General features: G+C 68.8%; 18 protein-coding genes and 1 tRNA gene. 7 read left to right on the top strand and 12 right to left on the bottom strand.

Annotated elements, in window-relative coordinates:
- Positions 1 to 17 precede the first annotated feature (17 nt).
- Positions 18 to 362, top strand: a complete 345-nt coding sequence (locus DY023_RS09740; protein ID WP_116242136.1) for a VOC family protein — start codon at positions 18 to 20, stop codon at positions 360 to 362.
- A gap of 6 nt (positions 363 to 368) precedes the next feature.
- Positions 369 to 851 (top strand): HIT family protein, encoded by a 483-nt coding sequence (locus DY023_RS09735; protein ID WP_116242135.1) that lies wholly within the window; start codon positions 369 to 371, stop codon positions 849 to 851.
- Here DY023_RS09735 and DY023_RS09730 read toward each other — a convergent pair.
- A complete protein-coding gene (locus tag DY023_RS09730) occupies positions 838 to 1,701 on the bottom strand; it encodes an HAD hydrolase family protein (protein WP_116242134.1) in 864 nt (287 codons plus the stop codon). The two genes, DY023_RS09735 and DY023_RS09730, sit on opposite strands and share 14 nt — an antisense overlap.
- Positions 1,702 to 1,860: 159 nt before the next feature.
- On the opposite strand from DY023_RS09730, the gene DY023_RS09725 reads away from it, so the two are divergent.
- The gene (locus DY023_RS09725; RefSeq protein WP_116242133.1) at positions 1,861 to 2,598 is read left to right on the top strand and encodes an alpha/beta hydrolase; all 738 of its coding nucleotides are present in this window, start codon (positions 1,861 to 1,863) and stop codon (positions 2,596 to 2,598) included.
- Between the two features lie 18 nt (positions 2,599 to 2,616).
- On the opposite strand, the gene DY023_RS09720 is transcribed toward DY023_RS09725, so the two are convergent.
- On the bottom strand, positions 2,617 to 3,501 hold the full coding sequence (locus DY023_RS09720; protein ID WP_116242132.1) for a GNAT family N-acetyltransferase: 885 nt from the start codon (positions 3,499 to 3,501) through the stop codon (positions 2,617 to 2,619).
- 91 nt (positions 3,502 to 3,592) lie between these two features.
- Here DY023_RS09720 and DY023_RS18000 point away from each other — a divergent pair, with 91 nt between their 5' ends.
- Positions 3,593 to 4,144 (top strand): GNAT family N-acetyltransferase, encoded by a 552-nt coding sequence (locus tag DY023_RS18000; protein ID WP_181905795.1) that lies wholly within the window; start codon positions 3,593 to 3,595, stop codon positions 4,142 to 4,144.
- A 2-nt stretch (positions 4,145 to 4,146) separates the two neighbouring features.
- On the opposite strand, the gene DY023_RS09710 is transcribed toward DY023_RS18000, so the two are convergent.
- The gene (locus DY023_RS09710) at positions 4,147 to 4,926 is read right to left on the bottom strand and encodes a class I SAM-dependent methyltransferase (RefSeq protein ID WP_181905794.1); all 780 of its coding nucleotides are present in this window, start codon (positions 4,924 to 4,926) and stop codon (positions 4,147 to 4,149) included.
- Between the two features lie 45 nt (positions 4,927 to 4,971).
- On the opposite strand from DY023_RS09710, the gene DY023_RS09705 reads away from it, so the two are divergent.
- Together DY023_RS09705 and DY023_RS09700 are read left to right on the top strand one after the other, a co-directional pair.
- Positions 4,972 to 6,294, top strand: a complete 1,323-nt coding sequence (locus DY023_RS09705; RefSeq protein WP_281271921.1) for an MFS transporter — start codon at positions 4,972 to 4,974, stop codon at positions 6,292 to 6,294.
- Positions 6,295 to 6,331: 37 nt separating this feature from the next.
- Entirely contained in the window at positions 6,332 to 6,748 is a 417-nt protein-coding gene (locus DY023_RS09700; protein WP_116242131.1) for a GNAT family N-acetyltransferase, read from the top strand.
- 4 nt (positions 6,749 to 6,752) lie between these two features.
- Here the strand turns inward: DY023_RS09700 and DY023_RS09695 are convergent, their stop codons facing one another.
- The 6 genes from DY023_RS09695 to polA form a co-directional block, all read right to left on the bottom strand.
- Positions 6,753 to 7,496, bottom strand: coding sequence for a formylglycine-generating enzyme family protein (locus DY023_RS09695; protein ID WP_116242130.1), 744 nt, complete (start codon positions 7,494 to 7,496; stop codon positions 6,753 to 6,755).
- 37 nt (positions 7,497 to 7,533) lie between these two features.
- On the bottom strand, positions 7,534 to 8,289 hold the full coding sequence (locus tag DY023_RS09690) for an SGNH/GDSL hydrolase family protein (protein ID WP_181905793.1): 756 nt from the start codon (positions 8,287 to 8,289) through the stop codon (positions 7,534 to 7,536).
- Positions 8,290 to 8,321: 32 nt separating this feature from the next.
- Positions 8,322 to 9,674, bottom strand: coding sequence for an MFS transporter (locus DY023_RS09685; RefSeq protein ID WP_116242129.1), 1,353 nt, complete (start codon positions 9,672 to 9,674; stop codon positions 8,322 to 8,324).
- A 43-nt stretch (positions 9,675 to 9,717) separates the two neighbouring features.
- Positions 9,718 to 10,749 (bottom strand): LLM class flavin-dependent oxidoreductase, encoded by a 1,032-nt coding sequence (locus DY023_RS09680; protein ID WP_116242128.1) that lies wholly within the window; start codon positions 10,747 to 10,749, stop codon positions 9,718 to 9,720.
- 81 nt (positions 10,750 to 10,830) lie between these two features.
- Positions 10,831 to 12,501 carry a DUF885 domain-containing protein gene (locus tag DY023_RS09675; RefSeq protein ID WP_116242127.1) on the bottom strand — a complete coding sequence of 557 codons (1,671 nt, stop codon included), beginning with the start codon at positions 12,499 to 12,501 and terminating at the stop codon, positions 10,831 to 10,833.
- Positions 12,502 to 12,515: 14 nt separating this feature from the next.
- Positions 12,516 to 15,146 (bottom strand): DNA polymerase I, encoded by a 2,631-nt coding sequence (gene polA, locus DY023_RS09670; protein ID WP_181905792.1) that lies wholly within the window; start codon positions 15,144 to 15,146, stop codon positions 12,516 to 12,518.
- A 96-nt stretch (positions 15,147 to 15,242) separates the two neighbouring features.
- Between polA and DY023_RS09665 the strand changes: the two genes are divergently transcribed.
- Entirely contained in the window at positions 15,243 to 15,614 is a 372-nt protein-coding gene (locus DY023_RS09665) for a hotdog fold thioesterase (RefSeq protein ID WP_116242229.1), read from the top strand.
- 22 nt (positions 15,615 to 15,636) lie between these two features.
- Here the strand turns inward: DY023_RS09665 and DY023_RS09660 are convergent, their stop codons facing one another.
- The 3 genes from DY023_RS09660 to pyk form a co-directional block, all read right to left on the bottom strand.
- Entirely contained in the window at positions 15,637 to 16,254 is a 618-nt protein-coding gene (locus DY023_RS09660) for an ANTAR domain-containing response regulator (RefSeq protein ID WP_116242125.1), read from the bottom strand.
- A gap of 26 nt (positions 16,255 to 16,280) precedes the next feature.
- A tRNA-Leu gene (locus DY023_RS09655) sits at positions 16,281 to 16,361 on the bottom strand.
- A 61-nt stretch (positions 16,362 to 16,422) separates the two neighbouring features.
- Entirely contained in the window at positions 16,423 to 17,871 is a 1,449-nt protein-coding gene (pyk, locus tag DY023_RS09650; protein WP_116242228.1) for a pyruvate kinase, read from the bottom strand.
- Positions 17,872 to 17,892: the final 21 nt, after the last annotated feature.

The following is a 17,892-nucleotide window of genomic DNA, read 5'->3' as shown; positions in this document are numbered from 1 at the left end:
CGGACGGAAGGACCCCCATGGGCGTGCAGGCGATCGATCTCCAGGTCGACGACGTGACCACGGCGACGAAGCTGCTGTCCGCGGCGTACGGCTGGGCCGTGCTGACGGATGACCCGAACTTCGGAGAACTCGACGCCGGCGGCATCCGAGTGATGCTGTCGCGCGACGCGATGGTGCCCTGGGGCGCGCTCGACGGCCTGATCCTGCACCACTACGTCGATGACGTTACTGCGGCCGTCGCGCGTGCCGTCACGGCCGGCGCGGAGCTGCTCAGCGGTCCACTCATGACGGACTGGGGCACTGAGGCGGCCTATCTTCGCGGACCCGGCGGCCTGATCGTCGACGTCTGCCGCGACATCTGAACGCGCATGCACCCGCCCACCCACGAACCGGACCGTTACACCTGTCCGTTCTGCGGCATCCAGCAGGGGATGTTCAACGAGCGCAACCTGCCTTCCGACGTCGTCGCCGTCAGCGATCGCGCCTTCGCCCGCATCGCGCCGAAGTGGTGGCCCGGCAATCCAGGTGCCGTGCTCGTCATCCCGCGTGCACACGCCGAGAACCTCTACGACCTCTCCCCTGCCGACGGGCAGGCGGTCTGGGAGCTGACGCAGCGGCTGGCCATCGGGATCCGGTCATCGTATGGATGCGAGGGGACCTCGATCCGCCAGCACAACGAGCCGTCCGGCGGCCAGGACGTCTGGCACCTGCACGTGCACGTTTTCCCTCGTTACACCGACGATCGCCTGTACCAACGACAGGACGAGGCGCGGTGGGTCTCCCCCGCCGACCGGGACATCTTCGCGCAGAAGCTCCGGACGGAGCTCGGCATGCCGTTCAGCTTCGACTGACCCCGGCCATTTCCGATGCGATGAACCGGGCGACCGCGTCGTCCTCGTGATGGTCGATGACCGACGTCGCGATCGCAACGAGCTCCGGCACAGAGTTCTGCACGGCGTGCGCTTCATCAGCGATCTCGAACATCGGCGCGTCATTGTGGTTGTCGCCGAACGCGACCAGCCGGTGCGCCTTGACATCAGCTCGCAGCCGTTGGACAGCCGCGGCCTTCGTCCCGTCCGGGTGGTGGAACTCCAACCAGTCCAACCCGGGCGTCCCCGGATCGGTACTGAGAAAGTGCGCGACGTGCATCATCGTTACCTGATTCTCTGCACGGAACGCCACCAGATCAGGGCGCTTGGCAAGTATGGAGACATAGTGGACAGTCCGGACGTCGAGCGGATCATCGCCAAGGATCGGCCTGAGACGCCGATCCTTCGCGCCGCGCTTCGAGAGGAAAACTTCGACGCCAACTGTCATCCGCGACGGATCCCAGCGGATCCAATCGCGGCCGTCCTCGAACGTGAAGAAGATCGGCTCGATGTTCGCATGGTCCTTCGCGGCCCGGATGACGTCGGTGACGACGTCCGGCTGCGTGAAACGCACATCGTATGCCGTGCCCGTCACCGGATCGGCCGTGACAGTGCCGCCGTAGGTGATGATGGGCAGGGTCATCCGCAACCCGGCAGTCGCCTTCCGCGCCGAGGCCGGAGAACGCGCTGTCGCGATGGTGAACAATCCACCACGGTCGATGACCTCGTTCAGCAACTCGACCGACAACTGACCGAGAGTGCCGTCCGATCGCAGAAGGGTGCGATCGAGGTCCGACACATAGAGGGTGCGAGGAGATGTGATGGTGCTCACGACTCCTGTCTAGCAGCCCTCTGCTAGTCTGATCCGCGCCGTGCGGCAGAGCGAGGAGGTGGTATCCGTGAACAAGACGACATGGGTGCTCCCCTCCGGGGTCACGGTCGGGCGATAGATCGTCCGGGAGCGCCATCTCAGCTCCCGAAAGGCACGATCATGCACTTCACCTCAGAACACCTTCTCGAGGACGGCGTCCTCGAACGCGACTTCCTGCTGGGCGAAATCCCGGGCATCCTCTGGACTCCCCCGTCCGCGGGCGCTGACGTGCCCGTCCCGCTCGCCCTGCTCGGCCACCCGGGCGGCCTCGCGCGCATGCGTCCGCGCCTGCGGGGACGCGCGCAGCACTCGGCAGCCGGCGGGTACGCCTGCGCAACCCTCGAACTCCCCGGAGCCGGCGATCGGCTGAGCCTGCCGGTCGTCGATCAGGCGCGCGCTGACCTGCAACAGGCACTCGCCGCCGACGAGCCGGTCGCCGACAACGTCGTCGACCGGCTCGTCCTGCCGCTCGTCGAACAGGGCGTCCCCGAGCTGCAGCGCGCCCTGGACGAGCTGCTGCAGTCGCCGGAACTGCGCGGGCCTGTGATGTACTCGGGCGGCGTCATCTCCATCGGCGTCCGTCTCGCGGTCGTCGAACCCCGGATCGTCGCCGCGAGCCTCTTCGCCGGCAGCTACGTGCCGCGCTCGATCATCGAGGAGGCCCGGAGCGTCACCATCCCCTTGCACGTCATGCTGCAGTGGGATGACGAGGGCAACGACCGTCAGATGGCGCTGGACCTGTTCGACGCGTTCGGCTCAGAGGAGAAGGCTCTTCTGGCCAATATGGGCGGGCACACCGGCATCCCGGCATCCGCCGCCGAGCACGCCGCGGCATTCCTCGCACGGCACGTGCGCTGACGGCGTGAGCCTCATGACTCACGGACGGTCAGCAGAGACCGTCCGTGAGTGCCTCCCGATCGGCACGGACCAGAGGGCCTCGGTCTCGCGGTAGCCCTCACGTGCGTAGAGTCGTCGCGCACCGTCATTGCTGCCGAAGACGTTCAGTGCCAGCACATCAAGACCGGCAGCCGCCGTCTGCTCCGCGGCGGCGCGGAGCGCCTGCGTGCCCAGCCCCTGCCCCCGCCGGGACTCGTCCAGTGAGATGTCGTAGATGAACGCGGCGTCCTCGCCCACGTGCACCCAGAGGATGCCGACCCGCTCCCCCACGCTGTCACGGACGGTCCAGAGCCGGTGCCCGGGCGTCCGCGGGCCGTCCGGCAGCAGCTCTGCCATCTGCTCGGCCGCGACGCGGCGGGAATCCTCGATCGTGGGTTCGGCGCCGGAGGCGAACCGCTCCTGCGCATAGTCCTCATCGGCGACGGCCCGGTACGCCGCGAAGTCGTCCTCACCCATCGGCACCAGGCGGATGCCGGCGGGGGCGGGCACCTCTGAGACGGAGACGCGCATCTTCGTGGCGACCCGACGGGCATCGCCGGCTGCGGCGAGGGCAGCCATCTCGGTCCCCTCCGCGAACGAGCTGAAGTGCCAGATGCCGGACCAGCCAGCCTGGGCAGCGAGGTCATCGAGAATCGGCCAGGCGATGGTCGGACCGTCGACGTCCGCGAGCACGACCTCGCCGTCACCGGGGATCGTCCAGACCGTCACCGTTCCGTCATCGGTCTGCCAGATCTCGCCGCTGTCCAGCTCCGGCACCGGGATGTCTCGTCGTTCGGCAGCGGAGCGAGCCGCGTACACGCGCCCGACCGCCGCGCTGATGAGCACGCCACGCTGCTCCGGGTCGCTGACGCGGTTCCAGCTCATGGCTTCGGTTCCTGCGCTGCAGACACGAGTCGCGACATACCGTGACAGTACCCCACTGCGGACGCAGCTCCCGATCAGGCAGACTGAACCGATGCCTGCGTTTCCCGATGTCACTGTGATCGCCGACGACGGACTCCGCGTCGATGCGCTGACCGTCGACGATGCTCCGGCCTTGGTGCACGCCTTCTCCGACCCTGGCCTGCGGCGCTGGCTGCCGGTGCCCGATCCCTACCCGCTGGCCCTCGCCGAGGAGTGGTGCGCAGCCACGTCCGTACAGCTCCGCGACAGCGGTCGCGGGATCGTGCGCGCGGTGCGGGCCGGTGGCGAGCTCGCGGGCAGCCTCGATGCCAAGCGCGTGGACTGGCGTGCGATGACCTGCGAACTGTCGTACTGGACGGCTGCGCCGTTCCGCGGACGCGGGCTGATGCCCCGCGCCGTCGATGCGTTCTCGCGGAGGCTGCTGCGCGACCACGGCTTCGAACGCGTCGAGCTGCGGATCGCGCCGGGGAACGCCGCCTCGATGCGCGCGGCGGAGAAGGCCGGATTCCGGCGGGAGGGGACGGCCCGCAACGCCGGTTTCACCGACGGGGGCCGCGTCGACCTCGTGGTCCTCTCGCGTATCCCTTCCGACATCCGGGAGTAGGTCTACCCAGGCGGCCGCGTCGCCAGGATGATGTGAAACTCATTGTGGTCCGTGAGCAGACCGTGCTCATCGGTCAACGGCTCGAGGCGCTCGCGCAGCCTCCGGTCGAACTCCTCCGCACGGTCGCCGAGCACTGCCGGTGAGGCGAACGACATGGAGTGCATCAGACCGACCACGTCGCCCACCGTCCTCGTGCGAACCACGGGAACGCGCGTCGTCGTCACGCCGCGGAAGCCGGCATCCGCGATGTCGTCCTCGAAGCTCCCTGTCGGCCGGTCATAGGTGCCGGCGCCGGCGCGCCGGCGCTCCCCCAGAATCTCCTGCACGACCTCTCTCGTGCGGTCCTTCCAGTCGTCGCCGCCCGCCCAGATGCTCTGGTCGCCGAAGACGGCGAGAACGGCCTCCGGCTCCATCCGCTCCGTGACGTGCCGCAGGAACACGGGACGCTCGAACCAGTGGAAGGCGCGGCACACCGTAACCAGGTGCGGCGACCAGGAATCGGGGAGCTCGAACGATTCAGCGGGCGCCTGTACGAGCCGTACGGAGTCGGCAGGGAGTTCTTCTCGTGCGACGGCGAGCAGGTCGGCGTCGAGGTCCACCCCGATCGCCTCGTCGAACCACGGCAGCAGCGCACCGATCACGAACCCCGGACCCGTTCCGACGTCGAGCAGCCGCCGAGGCGAGCCCTGCGGCGCGGCGTCCGCCAGGATCTCGGCGACCTCGGCGGGTACCCCCGAACGATGACGACGGTAGTACTCGGCGGTCGACGCGAACAGGCTCACTCCCCCGAGGCTAGCCGAGGCGGTACCAGGACTAGAGTCGATCAGGTGACGCGTGCGCTTCCTGTCTCGGCTCCCGGCTGGCGGTCCTGGCTGATCTGGGGCGTGGGAGTCACGGCATACATGCTCGCGATCACCAACCGTGCTTCGCTCAGTGCGGTCGGCGTCGATGCGGCCGACAGGTTCAACGCGGATGCCGCGACGCTGTCGCTGTTCGCCGTGGTGCAGCTCGCCGTCTACGGCGGGATGCAGATCCCCATCGGCGTGCTTCTCGACCGCTACGGCTCCCGCCCCATCATGGCCATCGGGATGCTGCTGATGGCGGTCGGCCAGTTCGTGATGGCGGTCTCGCCGAGCATCGGCGTGGCCTTGATCGCCCGCATGCTCCTCGGCGCCGGCGACGCCGCGATCTTTCCCGCCGTCCTCCGGCTGGTCGCCACCTGGTTCCCCGCACAGCGCGGCCCCCTCATGGTGCAGCTGACCGGCCTGGTCGGTCAGTGCGGTCAGCTGCTCGCCCTCATCCCGCTCGCCGCGCTTTTGCACGCGACCTCCTGGTCGATCGCATTCGGCAGCATCGCAGGGCTCGGCGTGCTCTTCGCCATCCTCACCTGGGCCGTCATCCGCAACCACCCGCCGGAGCAGAAGGCCGATGTGTCGGTCAACACAGACACCGGTGCGATCCGGGTGGTGACCTCGGCGATAGACACCGGCACCGGCATCCGTGCGGCCTGGGCGCACCCCGGCACCCGTCTCGCGTTCTGGTCGCACTTCACCACGCCGTTCGCGGGCACGGCGTTCCTGCTGCTGTGGGGCATGCCGTTCCTCACCGCGGGTGAGGGGCTCAGCAACGCCGCCGCCGCATCCCTGCTCTCGCTCAATGTCATCGTCGCGATGGCCCTCGGCCCTCTGATCGGCGAACTCTCCCGCCGCATCCCGCTGCGCAGGTCGCGGGCCCTCGTGATCCCCAGCGTCGCCGTTCAGGTGGTCGCCTGGCTCGCCGTCATCCTCTGGCCGGGCCCTGCACCGACCTGGCTCCTCGTCGCCCTGGTCGTCGCGCTCGCCGCGGGCGGGCCGGCGTCCATGATCGCCTTCGACCACGCGCGCACGCACAACCCCGCGCACCGCCTCAGCACGGCCACCGGGCTCACCAACTCGGGCGGCTTCCTCGCCGCCCTCATCGCGATCTTCCTGATCGGCCTCACACTCGACCTGCAGGGCGCTGGAACACCCGACACCTACTCCCTTGAGGCCTTCCGCTGGGCGTTCGCGACCCAGCTGCCGCTCTGGGCCCTCGGCGTGACGTTCATCAGCATCGAGCGCAAGCGAACCCGCATCCGGATGGGACTCGACCCGGAGCGGCCGCGGCGATGACCGGCAGGGGCCGCCTGCCGTCCTCATAGGATGAAGGATGACCTCCGCATACCGCTTCTCCTCCGATCTCGCCGACATCGATCGTGCCCGCGTGCACGCCTGGCTCAGCGAGCAGTCGTACTGGGCGGCCGGGCGGGCACGGGAGATGCAGGATGCCGCGATCGACGGCTCCCGCAACTACGCCGTCCTCGACGGTTCGGGCCGGCAGGTCGCATACGCCCGCGTCGTCACCGATGCCGTGACCTTCGCCTGGCTCTGCGACGTGTTCGTCGACCCGGCCGCGCGCGGAAACGGCGTCGGCAAGCTGCTGGTCGAGGGCGTCATCTCCGACATCGAGCAGACGACGGTGCGGCGCATCGTGCTCGCCACGGCTGATGCGCACGGCCTGTACGCGCAGTACGGCTTCGCGCCCTCGGAGGACCCGAACCGCTACATGATCCGGCTCAGGGACTGAGCGGTCACCCCCGGGGCGTCCAGCCGAGCGGTCGTGCTCCGCCTCGACCGCCGCGCTCGACATCGACCGTGGCGGACCAGCCCTGTGCGGCGTCGACCGCGTCGAATCCTCCGCGCGCGAGGCGCATCCCGACGTCTTCGTGATGCATCCGTGGGGCGCCCCCGCGACGCACCGATGCGCGCACACTCCAGGCGTCATCGGCGAAGCCGCCGCCGCGGAACACCCGGTAGTCGTCATAGCGCGCCGGATCCAGGAGATCCCAGCACCATTCCCACACGTTGCCGAGCATGTCGAACAGGCCGTTGAGGTTCGGCAGGCGCAGGCCGACGTCCTGCGGGGTGGGCACGCCGTCCGCACCCGTCCAGGCCACGTCCGCAAGCGGTCCGTAGTGCGGCGCCACAGACCCGGCGCGGCAGGCGAACTCCCACTCCGCCTCAGTCGGCAGACGGTAGCCGTCACTGTCCAGATGCCAGGTCACGTCCTCTCCGTCGAACGAGTACGCAGGATCCAGCCCTTCCCACTCGGACGCGGCGTTGCAGAACCGGATCGCGCGCAGCCAGCTGAGATCGGATGCCGGCCGGCGCGGATGTGTCGCCGGCACGCCGAGCACCTCGGCGAACTGCTCCTGCGTCACGGCGAAGACGCCCATCTCGTAGGACTCCAGTTGCACGGTGCGGTGTTCGTTCCTCCGCGCGTCGTGCAGAGTCACGGCGCCGCCGTCCAGGCGGCGCATCTCCCACAGGTCCATGGTCAAGCGACCGCGGGGACTTCGCCGCCGGTCCCCGTCACTGCGGGGTCCGCTCGACCCAGGTCGGGTACTTCGCTGCCCGTCCATCTCCGGAGGACGTCCGTGTGACGCGCCGCTTGATCCACGGGCCGACGAACTCCCGGTAGTACTGGAGACCGGCGGGGCCCACCGGGCCGTGCTCATGCGCCGCCCACCACTGCGCGGGCGGCTCGAAACCCAGAGCGTGCAGCACTCGCGCGGCGACTCTGTGGTGCCCGTTGGAGTTCATGTGCAGTCGGTCCTCGGACCAGTAAGGAGGCGTGGAGAGCTCGGCATCGGGCCAGTTCAGCGCGCGCAGCACATCGGGGCGGTCCTCGAAGCGGCGCAGCACCGCAGCGGACAGCTCGTCGCCGCGGGCCTGGATCATCTTTCCCATCGGCAGCTGACCGCTCGGGTTGGCGCCGGAGAGCACGATCATCGTCACGCCCTGCTCGTCGCAGCGACGCAGCACGCGGGTGAACGAGTCGGCGATGTGCTCGATGTCAGCCTTCGGGCGGAGCATGTCGTTGCCGCCGGCGTTGAACGACAGATGCGTCGGACGCAATGCGAGTGCCGGCTCGAGCTGCTGCTCGACGATGGGCCAGGCGAGCTTGCCTCGAATGGCGAGGTTCGCGTACTCGATCGGCTCACCCGCAGCGTTCGCCCACCCCTGCGCGGCGATGTCCGCCCAGCCGCGCACCCGGCCGTCGGGGAGCTCGTCGCCCACGCCCTCGGTGAAGGAGTCTCCGATCGCCACGAATCGCACAGCCGCCATCCGTCCAGCCTATTGCGACTTCTCGTCGAAGGTCAGCGGTCGTCGAGCCGAGCGCCTCGGCGATCGACAAGGCCCCACGCGCCGACGGCTGCGACCACGAAGAACGCCGAGAACACGATGAAGACCAGCGGCGCGCCGCCCGCGTCGAGCATCACCGGAACGAGCAGCGGCGCGAAGATGCTGGCGATCCGGCCCACCCCCGCAGCCCAGCCCGCACCGGTTCCGCGCAGCGAGGTCGGATAGATCTCGGGGGTGACGGCGTACAGTGCACCCCAGGCGCCGAGGTTGAAGAACGACAGAGCCATGCCCGCTGCGATGATCATGCCTGTGCTGCCCGCAGTGCCGAACAGCACCGCCGACACGGCGGAGCCGACGAGGAACACTGAGAGCGTCGTGCGGCGCCCCCACACCTCGATCAGCCACGCGGCGACCGCGTACCCGGGCAACTGGGCGAGCGTGATGATCAGCGTGAAGCCGAACGAGCGCACCAGGTCGTAGCCGGCCGCGACGAGGATGCTCGGAATCCAGATGAACGCCCCGTAATAGGCGAAGTTCACGCAGAACCACACCAACCAGATGCTCAGGGTGCGCAGCCGGAATTCCTGGTTCCACAGCGTCGCCAGACGCGCCGCCGTGGTGACCGCGACGGGACGCGTGTCGGGCTCCTTGTTGATCGCCGGGGACAGCACGATCCCGGCATCCCTCTCGAACGTCTCGACGATGCGCTGCGCGCGCGTGATCCGCCCTCTTCCGGCGAGCCAGCGCGGCGACTCCGGCAGCCCCCAGCGCACGACCACCGCATAGAGGGCCGGGATCGCGCCGATCGCGAAGGCCCAGCGCCAGCCGTCCTCGGATGCCGGGATCACGAAGAATCCGATCAGGGCGGCCGCCGTCCAGCCCACCGCCCAGAACGCCTCGAGCACCACGATCAGACGACCCCGGATACGGGCGGGGACGATCTCGCTGACGTAGGTGGACGCGACGGGCAGCTCGGCGCCGAGGCCGAGTCCGACGATGAAGCGCAGGATGAGCAGGCCCGTCACACCGGCGGCGAGGGCGCTGGCTCCGGTGGCGATGCCGTACACCAGCAGGGTGACGGCGAACACCTGCCGGCGCCCGTAGCGATCCGCGAGCAGACCTCCGACACTCGCACCGATCGCCATGCCGATGAAACCCACAGAGGCGATCCAGCCCAACTGACCCGGCGTGAGCGCCCACTGCTGTGCGAGTGCGGCGATGATGAACGAGATCAGGCCGACATCCATCGCGTCCAGCGCCCAGCCGACACCCGATCCGGTGAGGATGCGGAGGTGGCGACGGGTGAGCGGGAGCGCGTCGAGGCGCGACGCCAGGGAGCGGCGGCTCGGGACGACGGTGTCGGGCATGACCTTCATCCTAGGACGAAGCCGCGACCCGAGCCGCGAAGGGTCAGTCGTCGGCGAGCAGGCGGCGCACCCGCGGAACGACCTCCGTGGCGTACAGCTCGATGCTGCGCATCAGGTGCTCGTGCGGAGTCGTGCCGGTGGCGTACTTGAGCTCGAAGCGACCGAGGCCGAGCGTGCGGATGGTGTCCGCCATCTTGGCCGCCACCCGATCCGGCGAGCCTGCATATGTCGCGCCCATCGGGCCGACGTCGTTCTGGAACTGCGCCCGGCTGTACGACGGCCAGCCGCGCTCACGCCCGATCGTGCGGTTCATCGCCTCGAATCCCGGGTAGGCCTGCTCCCAGGCCTCGTCGTCGGTGTCGGCGATGTGTCCCGGTGAGTGGGCCGCGATGGGGCGGACCTCGGTGCCGAACTGGTCGACCGCGCGATGGTAGAGGTCCACGAGCGGCTTGAACCGGAACGCCGCTCCCCCGATGATCGCAAGGGTGAGACCGAAGCCGTATCGCGCGACGCGGAGGATCGACTCGGGGCTGCCGCCCACGCCGACCCAGGGTCGCAGGCCGTTCTCCGTCTTCGGGAACACGTCGGCGTCATGGAGGGCGGGACGCATCGTGCCGGACCATGTGACCGGCTGCTCCTTGACAAGCTCGGCGAACAGGTCGAGCTTCTGCTCGAACAGGGCCTCGTAATCCCGCAGGTCGTAGCCGAAGAGCGGGAAGGACTCCGTGAACGACCCGCGGCCCAGCACGGGCTCCGCCCGGCCGTTCGAGACGGCGTCGAGCGTCGCGAAGCGCTCGTACACCCGCACAGGGTCATCCGAGGAGAGCACGGTGACCGCTGTGCCGAGCTTGATCCGCTCCGTGCGGCTCGCAATGGCGGCCAGCACCATCTCGGGGGCGGAGATCGCGAACTCGGGCCGGTGGTGCTCCCCCACCGCGAAGTAGTCGACGCCGAGGCTGTCGGCGAGCTCCGCCTGGGCGACGACGTTGCGGATGGTCTGCGCCCCCGTCAGCGGCGAGCCGTCGAGGTCCGTCGACATGTCGCCGAAAGTGCCGAGTCCGAATTCCACGTTCATGAAGTCCCTTTCGTATTCACACGAATGCAACACGGGGGCCACCCGGGCATTCCCGGATGACCCCCGCGTCTGCCGGTGCGTTCAGCCCAGCAGCGCCGTGCGCAGGGTGTCGAGCCCGACGCCGCCCATGTCGAGGGCGCGCTTGTGGAACTCCTTCATCGAGAAGTCGTCGCCCCGCTCGGCGCGGTACGCGTCGCGGACCTGCTCCCAGATGCGCTGCCCGACCTTGTAGGAAGGAGCCTGTCCCGGCCAGCCGAGGTAGCGGTTCACCTCGAACTGACGGAACTCGTCCGACATGTTCACGTTGCGGCGCATCATCTCGAGCGCGTAGTCGTGGTCCCAGATCCCCTCGCCGTCGAGGCGCGGTTTGCGCAGGTGCACGCCGATGTCGAGCACGACGCGCACGGCGCGCATGCGCTGGCCGTCGAGCATGCCCAGACGATCCGCCGGGTCGTCGAGATAGCCCAGCTGCTCCATCAGACGCTCCGCGTACAGCGCCCAGCCTTCGGCGTGACCGGAGGTGCCGGCCAGCAGGCGGCGCCAGCTGTTCAGCTCGGCCCGGTTGTAGGTCGCCTGCGCGATCTGCAGATGGTGGCCCGGAACACCCTCGTGGTAGACCGTGGTGAGCTCGCGCCAGGTGTCGAACTCGGTGACGCCCTCGGGCACCGACCACCACATACGGCCGGGACGGGAGAAGTCGTCCGTCGGACCGGTGTAGTAGATTCCGCCTTCCTGCGTAGGCGCGATCATGCACTCGAGCTCGCGGATCTGCTCGGGGATGTCGAAGTGCGTGGCACCCAGCTCGGCGATCGCCCGGTCGCTGGTCTGCTGCATCCACTGCTGCAGCGCGTCCGTGCCGACGAGCCGGCGCGAGGCGTCGGCCTCGAGGTGTGCGACGGCCTGCTCGACGGTCGCGCCGGGCAGGATCTCGTTCGCGATCGCCTCCTGCTCGGAGATCATGCGGGCGAGCTCTTCACGACCCCACTCGTAGGTCTCGTCGAGGTCGATCGTCGCACCGAGGAAGCGGCGGGAGTTCAGTGCGTAGAGTTCGCGGCCGACCGCGTCGTCCTCGCCCGCCGCCGGGGCGAGCTCGGTGGCCAGGAAGTCGCGCAGCTGGTCGTAGGCCACGCGGGCCGCACCGGCGTTGTCGGACAGGGTGCGGGCGAGCGATGCGGGCAGCTGACCGTCCTCGGGGGCGGCTCCCGCGACGAACGAGGCGAAGAAGCCGTCGTCGGCCGTGTACCTGGTGATCTGCGTCGCGACTTCAGTGACCTGACGGCGCGCGGGGACGACGCCCTTTGCGATGCCCTCGCGCAGCGTGGCGGTGTACCCGCGGAGCGCCTGCGGGATGGCTGCGAGGCGCTCGGCGACGACCGACCAGTCGTCTGTGGTGGCGGTGGGCATCAGGTCGAAGGCCTGGCGGAAGTCCTGCGCCGCCGAGGCGATCACGTTGAGATCGCGCAGGTGCCACTGCGCTTCGTGCAACTCGAGGTCGAGCTGCAGCTGGGAGGACAGATCAGACTTGGTGACCTCGTCGATGTGGTCGACGGGCTCCAGGTCCTGCAGGGCGGCGAGCGTGCGACGGGTCGCCTCGACACTCTGCTCATGCCCTTCAGGGCTGAGATCGTCGAGGCGGCCGTTCGCTTCGTTGCGGCCGATGTAAGTCGCCAGCACCGGCGACAGGCCGACGAGTTCGTCGACCCATTCCTCGGCGACCTTGTCGATCGCCGAGGGCGTGCGTGAATCAGTCATGGGGTCGAGCCTAGTCAGTGGGCCGCCTCATTCCAGTCGCGTCCTCGGCCGACCTGGACGTCGAGCGGAACGGAGAGGTCGGCCGCGCCGCCCATGCGATCGCGGACGATGCCCTCGACGGCGTCCCACTCCCCTGCCGCGACCTCGACCACGAGTTCGTCGTGGATCTGCAGCAGCACCCGCGAGGAGAGGTCGGCGGCGCGCAGGTCGTCGTGGATGCGGAACAGCGCGATCTTCATGATGTCGGCGGCGCTGCCCTGGATCGGTGCGTTCAGCGCCGCCCTCTCGGCGTTCTCGCGCAGCACGCGGTTCGGACTGGACAGGTCGGGGAACGGGCGGCGGCGACCGAAGATCGTCTCGGTGTAGCCGACCTCCTTCGCCGCCATCACCGACGCACGCAGGTAGTCGCGCACCGCGCCGAACCGGGCGAAGTACTCGGTCATGAGCCCCTTGGCCTCGGACTGCTCGATGCGCAGCTGCTTGGACAGGCCGAAGGCGCTCAGGCCGTAGACCAGACCGTAGGACATCGCCTTGACCTTGGTGCGCATCGCCGGGGTCACCTCGGACGGCTCGACGCCGAACACCCGTGCCCCGACGAAGCGGTGCAGATCCTCGCCGGAGTTGAACGCCTCGATGAGGCCCTCGTCGCCGCTGAGATGCGCCATGATGCGCATCTCGATCTGCGAGTAGTCGGCGGTGAGCAGCGTCTCGTACCCCTCGCCGACCTCGAAGGCGCTGCGGATGCGGCGGGACTCCTCGGTGCGCACCGGGATGTTCTGCAGGTTCGGGTCGGTGCTGGACAGACGCCCGGTCTGGCTGCCGGTCTGCACGTAGGTGGTGTGGATGCGGTGGTCGTCGCGGATCGCGGTGTCGAGCGACTCGATGATCTGGCGCAGCTTGGTCGCCTCGCGGTGCTGCGAGAGCTGCTCCAGGAAGATGTGCGGGCTCTTCTCCTGGATGTCGGCGAGCGAAGCGGCATCCGTCGAATAGCCGGTCTTCGTCTTGCGCGTCTTCGGCAGCTGAAGCTCTTCGAAGAGCACCTCCTGGAGCTGCTTCGGAGAGCCGAGGTTCACCTCGCGGCCGATCGTGACGTACGCGTCCTGCGCGATGCCCTCGGCCCGCGCGCCCAGCTCCGCGGAGAAGGTCGAGAGCACCTCGTGCGAGACGGCGACGCCTGCGGTCTCCATGTCGGCCAGCGTCAGCAGGGTGGGCAGCTCGATGTCGGTGAGCACCGTGGCCACGGACTCGGGCAGTTCGTCGCGCAGCGCGTGCGCTGTCCGCAGCGTGAACCACGCCTCCTGCGACGGCGTCGCACCGTCGGTCTCGGGGACGAGCTGCGAGGGGTCCGACTCGGGCAGCTTCTCACCGAGGTAGCGCTCCACGAGGTCGCCGAGGGTCTTGTCGGGGAAACTCGGCCGCAGCAGCCAGCCGGCGAGGCTGGTGTCGTAGGCGAGCCCGCCGAGCCGGATGCCGGCGGCGGTCAGCGCCTTCACCTGGGGCTTCGCGTCGTGCAGCGCCTTCGGCGCATCCGACTCGAGCCACGTGCGCAGCGCGTCGGCCATCTCTTCGTTCCAGTCGCCCTCGCGCAGCTCGGTCGCGGTCGCGACGCCGATGCGGGTCGGGCGTGCTCCGGGCACCAGTGTGAGCGCCACCTCGTCCTGCTGAGAGGCGAGCCAACTCGCGATGTCAGCTGCTGCGGCCTGGACGGCCTCGGGGAGGTCCACGGAGGCCGCGGTCTCAGCGTCCTCGTCGTGGGCGCCGACCGCGTCGAACACACGCGGCAGCAGCGTACGGAACTCGAGGCGGGCGAAGATGTCGCGCACCGCCTGAGCGTCGATCGGGGCGACCGCGAGGTCGGCGGGGCCGACCGGCAGCTCGACATCGGTCAGCAGGCGGTTGAGCTTGCGGTTGCGGCGCACGTCATCGATGTGGTCGCGCAGGTTACCGCCCACGACGCCCTTGATCTCACCCGAGCGCTCCAGCAGTTCGTCGAGCGTGCCGAACTGGGTCAGCCACTTGACCGCGGTCTTCTCGCCGACCTTCGGGACACCCGGCAGATTGTCGCTGGTCTCGCCGACCAGCGCGGCGATGTCGGAATACTGCTCGGGCCGCACGCCGTAGCGCTCCTGCACCGCCGCCGGGTCGTAGCGCTTGAGCTGCGAGACGCCCTGCACCGACGGGTACAGCAGCGTCACCTCATCGTTCACGAGCTGGATCGTGTCGCGGTCTCCCGAGACCACGAGCACGTCGTAGCCCAGGGCGGATCCCTGGGTGGACAGCGTCGCGAGGATGTCGTCGGCCTCGATGCCCTCCTTGGTGAGCACAGGGACCGACATCGCGGCGAGGCAGTCCTGCAGCAGCGGGATCTGACCCCGGAACTCGCTGGGCGTCTCTGAGCGGGTGGCCTTGTACTCGGGGTACTCGTCGGTGCGGAACGAGTGTCGCGAGGTGTCGAAGGCGACCGCGAGATGCGTCGGCTGCTCGGCCTTGATGAGGTTCACGAACATCGACAGGAAGCCGTAGATGGCGTTCGTGTGCTGGTTGTCGCGTGTGGTGAAGTTCTCGACCGGGAGGGCGAAGAACGCACGGTAGGCGAGCGAATGGCCGTCGACGACCATGAGGGTAGGCTTTGCGGAGTCCGTCACCCTGTCAGCCTAACGAGGGCGACGGACACGCGCTGAGGAGGACGAGTGAGCGACACGACCACGACCGACGGCCTGGAGTGGGCCACCCGCCGAGGCATGGGCGCCCTGGCCGAGAAGATGGGCATCGAGTTCACCGAATTCTCGATCGAGCGCAGCGTCGCCACCATGCCCGTGGAGGGCAACACCCAGCCGGTCGGGCTCGTGCACGGCGGCGCCTACGTGGTGCTCGGCGAGTCTCTCGGGTCCATGGCGGCGAACCTGCACGCCGGCCCTGGGAAGCTCGCGGTCGGTGTGGACATCAACGCCACGCACACGCGTTCGGCGACCAGCGGGACCGTGACGGGCGTGTGCACTCCGATCCACCTCGGGCGCAGCATCACCGTGCACGAGATCGTGGTCAGCGACGATCAGGGACGTCGCTGCTCGACCATCCGCATCACGAACATGATCAAGGACGCGCCCGCCTGAGGCGCGGCGCGTCCTCAGGTCATCACTTCTTGGGGGCGAGCTGCTCGATGATCGCCTTCGCGACGTCCTGCATCGTCAGGCGGCGGTCCATCGACGCCTTCTGGATCCAGCGGAACGCCTCGGGCTCCGAGAGGCCCATCTTCTCGTTCAGCAGGCCCTTGGCCCGGTCGACGAGCTTGCGGGTCTCGAAACGCTCGACCATGTCGGCGACCTCGGCCTCGAGCGTGATGATCTGCTCGTGGCGGGCCAGGGCGATCTCGATCGCGGGCAGCAGGTCGTTCGGCGTGAACGGCTTGACGACGTAGGCGAGCGCGCCGGCCTCGCTGGCGCGCTCGACGAGCTCCTTCTGGCTGAACGCGGTCAGCAGCACGACGGGAGCGATGTTGTTCTTGTGCAGCTTCTCGGCGGCGCTGATGCCGTCGAGCTGGGGCATCTTCACGTCCATGACGACCAGGTCCGGACGCAGTTCGGTGGCAAGCGCCACAGCGGTCTCGCCGTCGCCGGCCTCGCCGACGACATCGAACCCGTTGTCGCGGAGGATCTCCACGATGTCGAGGCGGATCAGCGACTCGTCCTCGGCGACGACGACGCGTCGCGGGGCGGATGCCGTGGGCTGCTCAGGCTGCTGCTCTTCAGTCACGGGGAAAATCCTATCTGTTCAACTTGTGCCGGCGGTGGGACTCGAACCCACACGTCTTTCGACAAAGCATTTTGAGTGCTCCGCGTCTGCCATTCCGCCACGCCGGCCCTGACCGACTTTATCGCACGGGAAAGGGCGGAGCCGGACGGCCCCGCCCTTCCTGTGCGATCAGTTCTTCGACTTGTAGACCGGCGCCGCTCCGCCGACCGCATCCCCGACCTGGTGGACGCGGATGTCGTTGGTCGAGCCGATGATCCCGGGAGGGGAACCCGAGATCACGACGACCTTGTCGCCTTCGACGGCGAGCTTGTTGCCGAGCAGGTACTCGTCCACCTGGTGGAACATCAGATCGGTGTGCTCCACCACGTCCACGAGCGCGGTGCGGATGCCCCACGTCATCGCCAGACGGCGGCGGATGCCCGGCTCGGGCGTGAACGCGAGCATCGGGATGCGCGGGCGCAGGCGGGACATGCGACGAGCCGAGTCACCGGACTGGGTGAAGACGCAGATGTACTTCGCCTCGACGAACTCCGCGACCTCCTCACCCGCCAGCGTGATGATGCCCCCCTGGGTGCGCGGCTTGTTGCGCAGCGGCTGGATGCGCTCCAGGCCGTGCTCCTCGGTGGACTCGATGATGCGGGCCATCGTCTCCACGACGACCACGGGGTACTCCCCCACGCTGGTCTCGCCCGAGAGCATGACCGCGTCGGCGCCGTCGAGCACCGCGTTCGCGACATCCGAGGTCTCGGCGCGGGTCGGCACCGGGCTCGAGATCATCGACTCCAGCATCTGCGTCGCCACGATCACGGGCTTCGCCTGGCTGCGCGCCAGCTCGACCGCGCGCTTCTGCACGATCGGCACGGCCTCGAGCGGCAGCTCGACGCCCAGGTCGCCACGGGCCACCATGATGCCGTCGAAGGCCTCGACGATCTCCTCGAGGTTGTCGACCGCCTGCGGCTTCTCGATCTTGGCGATGACCGGGATCTTGATCCCCTCTTCGGCCATGATCTCGTGCACGCGGGTCACGTCCGCGGCATCCCGCACGAACGACAGCGCGATGATGTCGGCGCCGGTGCGCAGGCCCCAGCGCAGATCCGCCTCGTCCTTCTCGCTCAGCGCGGGAACGCTGACAGCCACGCCGGGCAGGTTGATGCCCTTGTTGTTCGACACCGCACCGGCGACCACGACACGCGTGGTAACGGTGACGCCGTCGGTCTCCACGACCTCGACACGGACCTTGCCGTCGTCGATCAGCAGGAAGTCACCGGGCTTGACGTCCTGGGGCAGGCCCTTGAACGTCGTGCCGCAGATCTCGCGGTTGCCCACGATGTCTTCCGTGGTGATCTTGAAGATGTCTCCGACGGCGAGCTCGTACGGGCCGTCCTCGAACTTGCCGAGGCGGATCTTCGGGCCCTGCAGGTCGACGAGCACGGCGACCGCACGACCGGCGTCCTCCGCGGCGCGGCGCACGTTCGCGTAGTTCGCGTCGTGCACGGTGTAGTCGCCGTGGCTGAGGTTCAGCCTCGCGACATCCACGCCGGCATCGAACAGTGCACGCACGGTCTCATAGGTGGATGTGGCGGGGCCCAGTGTGGCGACGATCTTCGCGCGTCTCAACAGCATCTCCAGGGTAGAGGG

The organism is Microbacterium bovistercoris (assembly GCF_003387575.1).
Taxonomy (GTDB): domain Bacteria; phylum Actinomycetota; class Actinomycetes; order Actinomycetales; family Microbacteriaceae; genus Microbacterium; species Microbacterium bovistercoris.
This window is presented reverse-complemented; position numbering and strand designations above follow the sequence as displayed.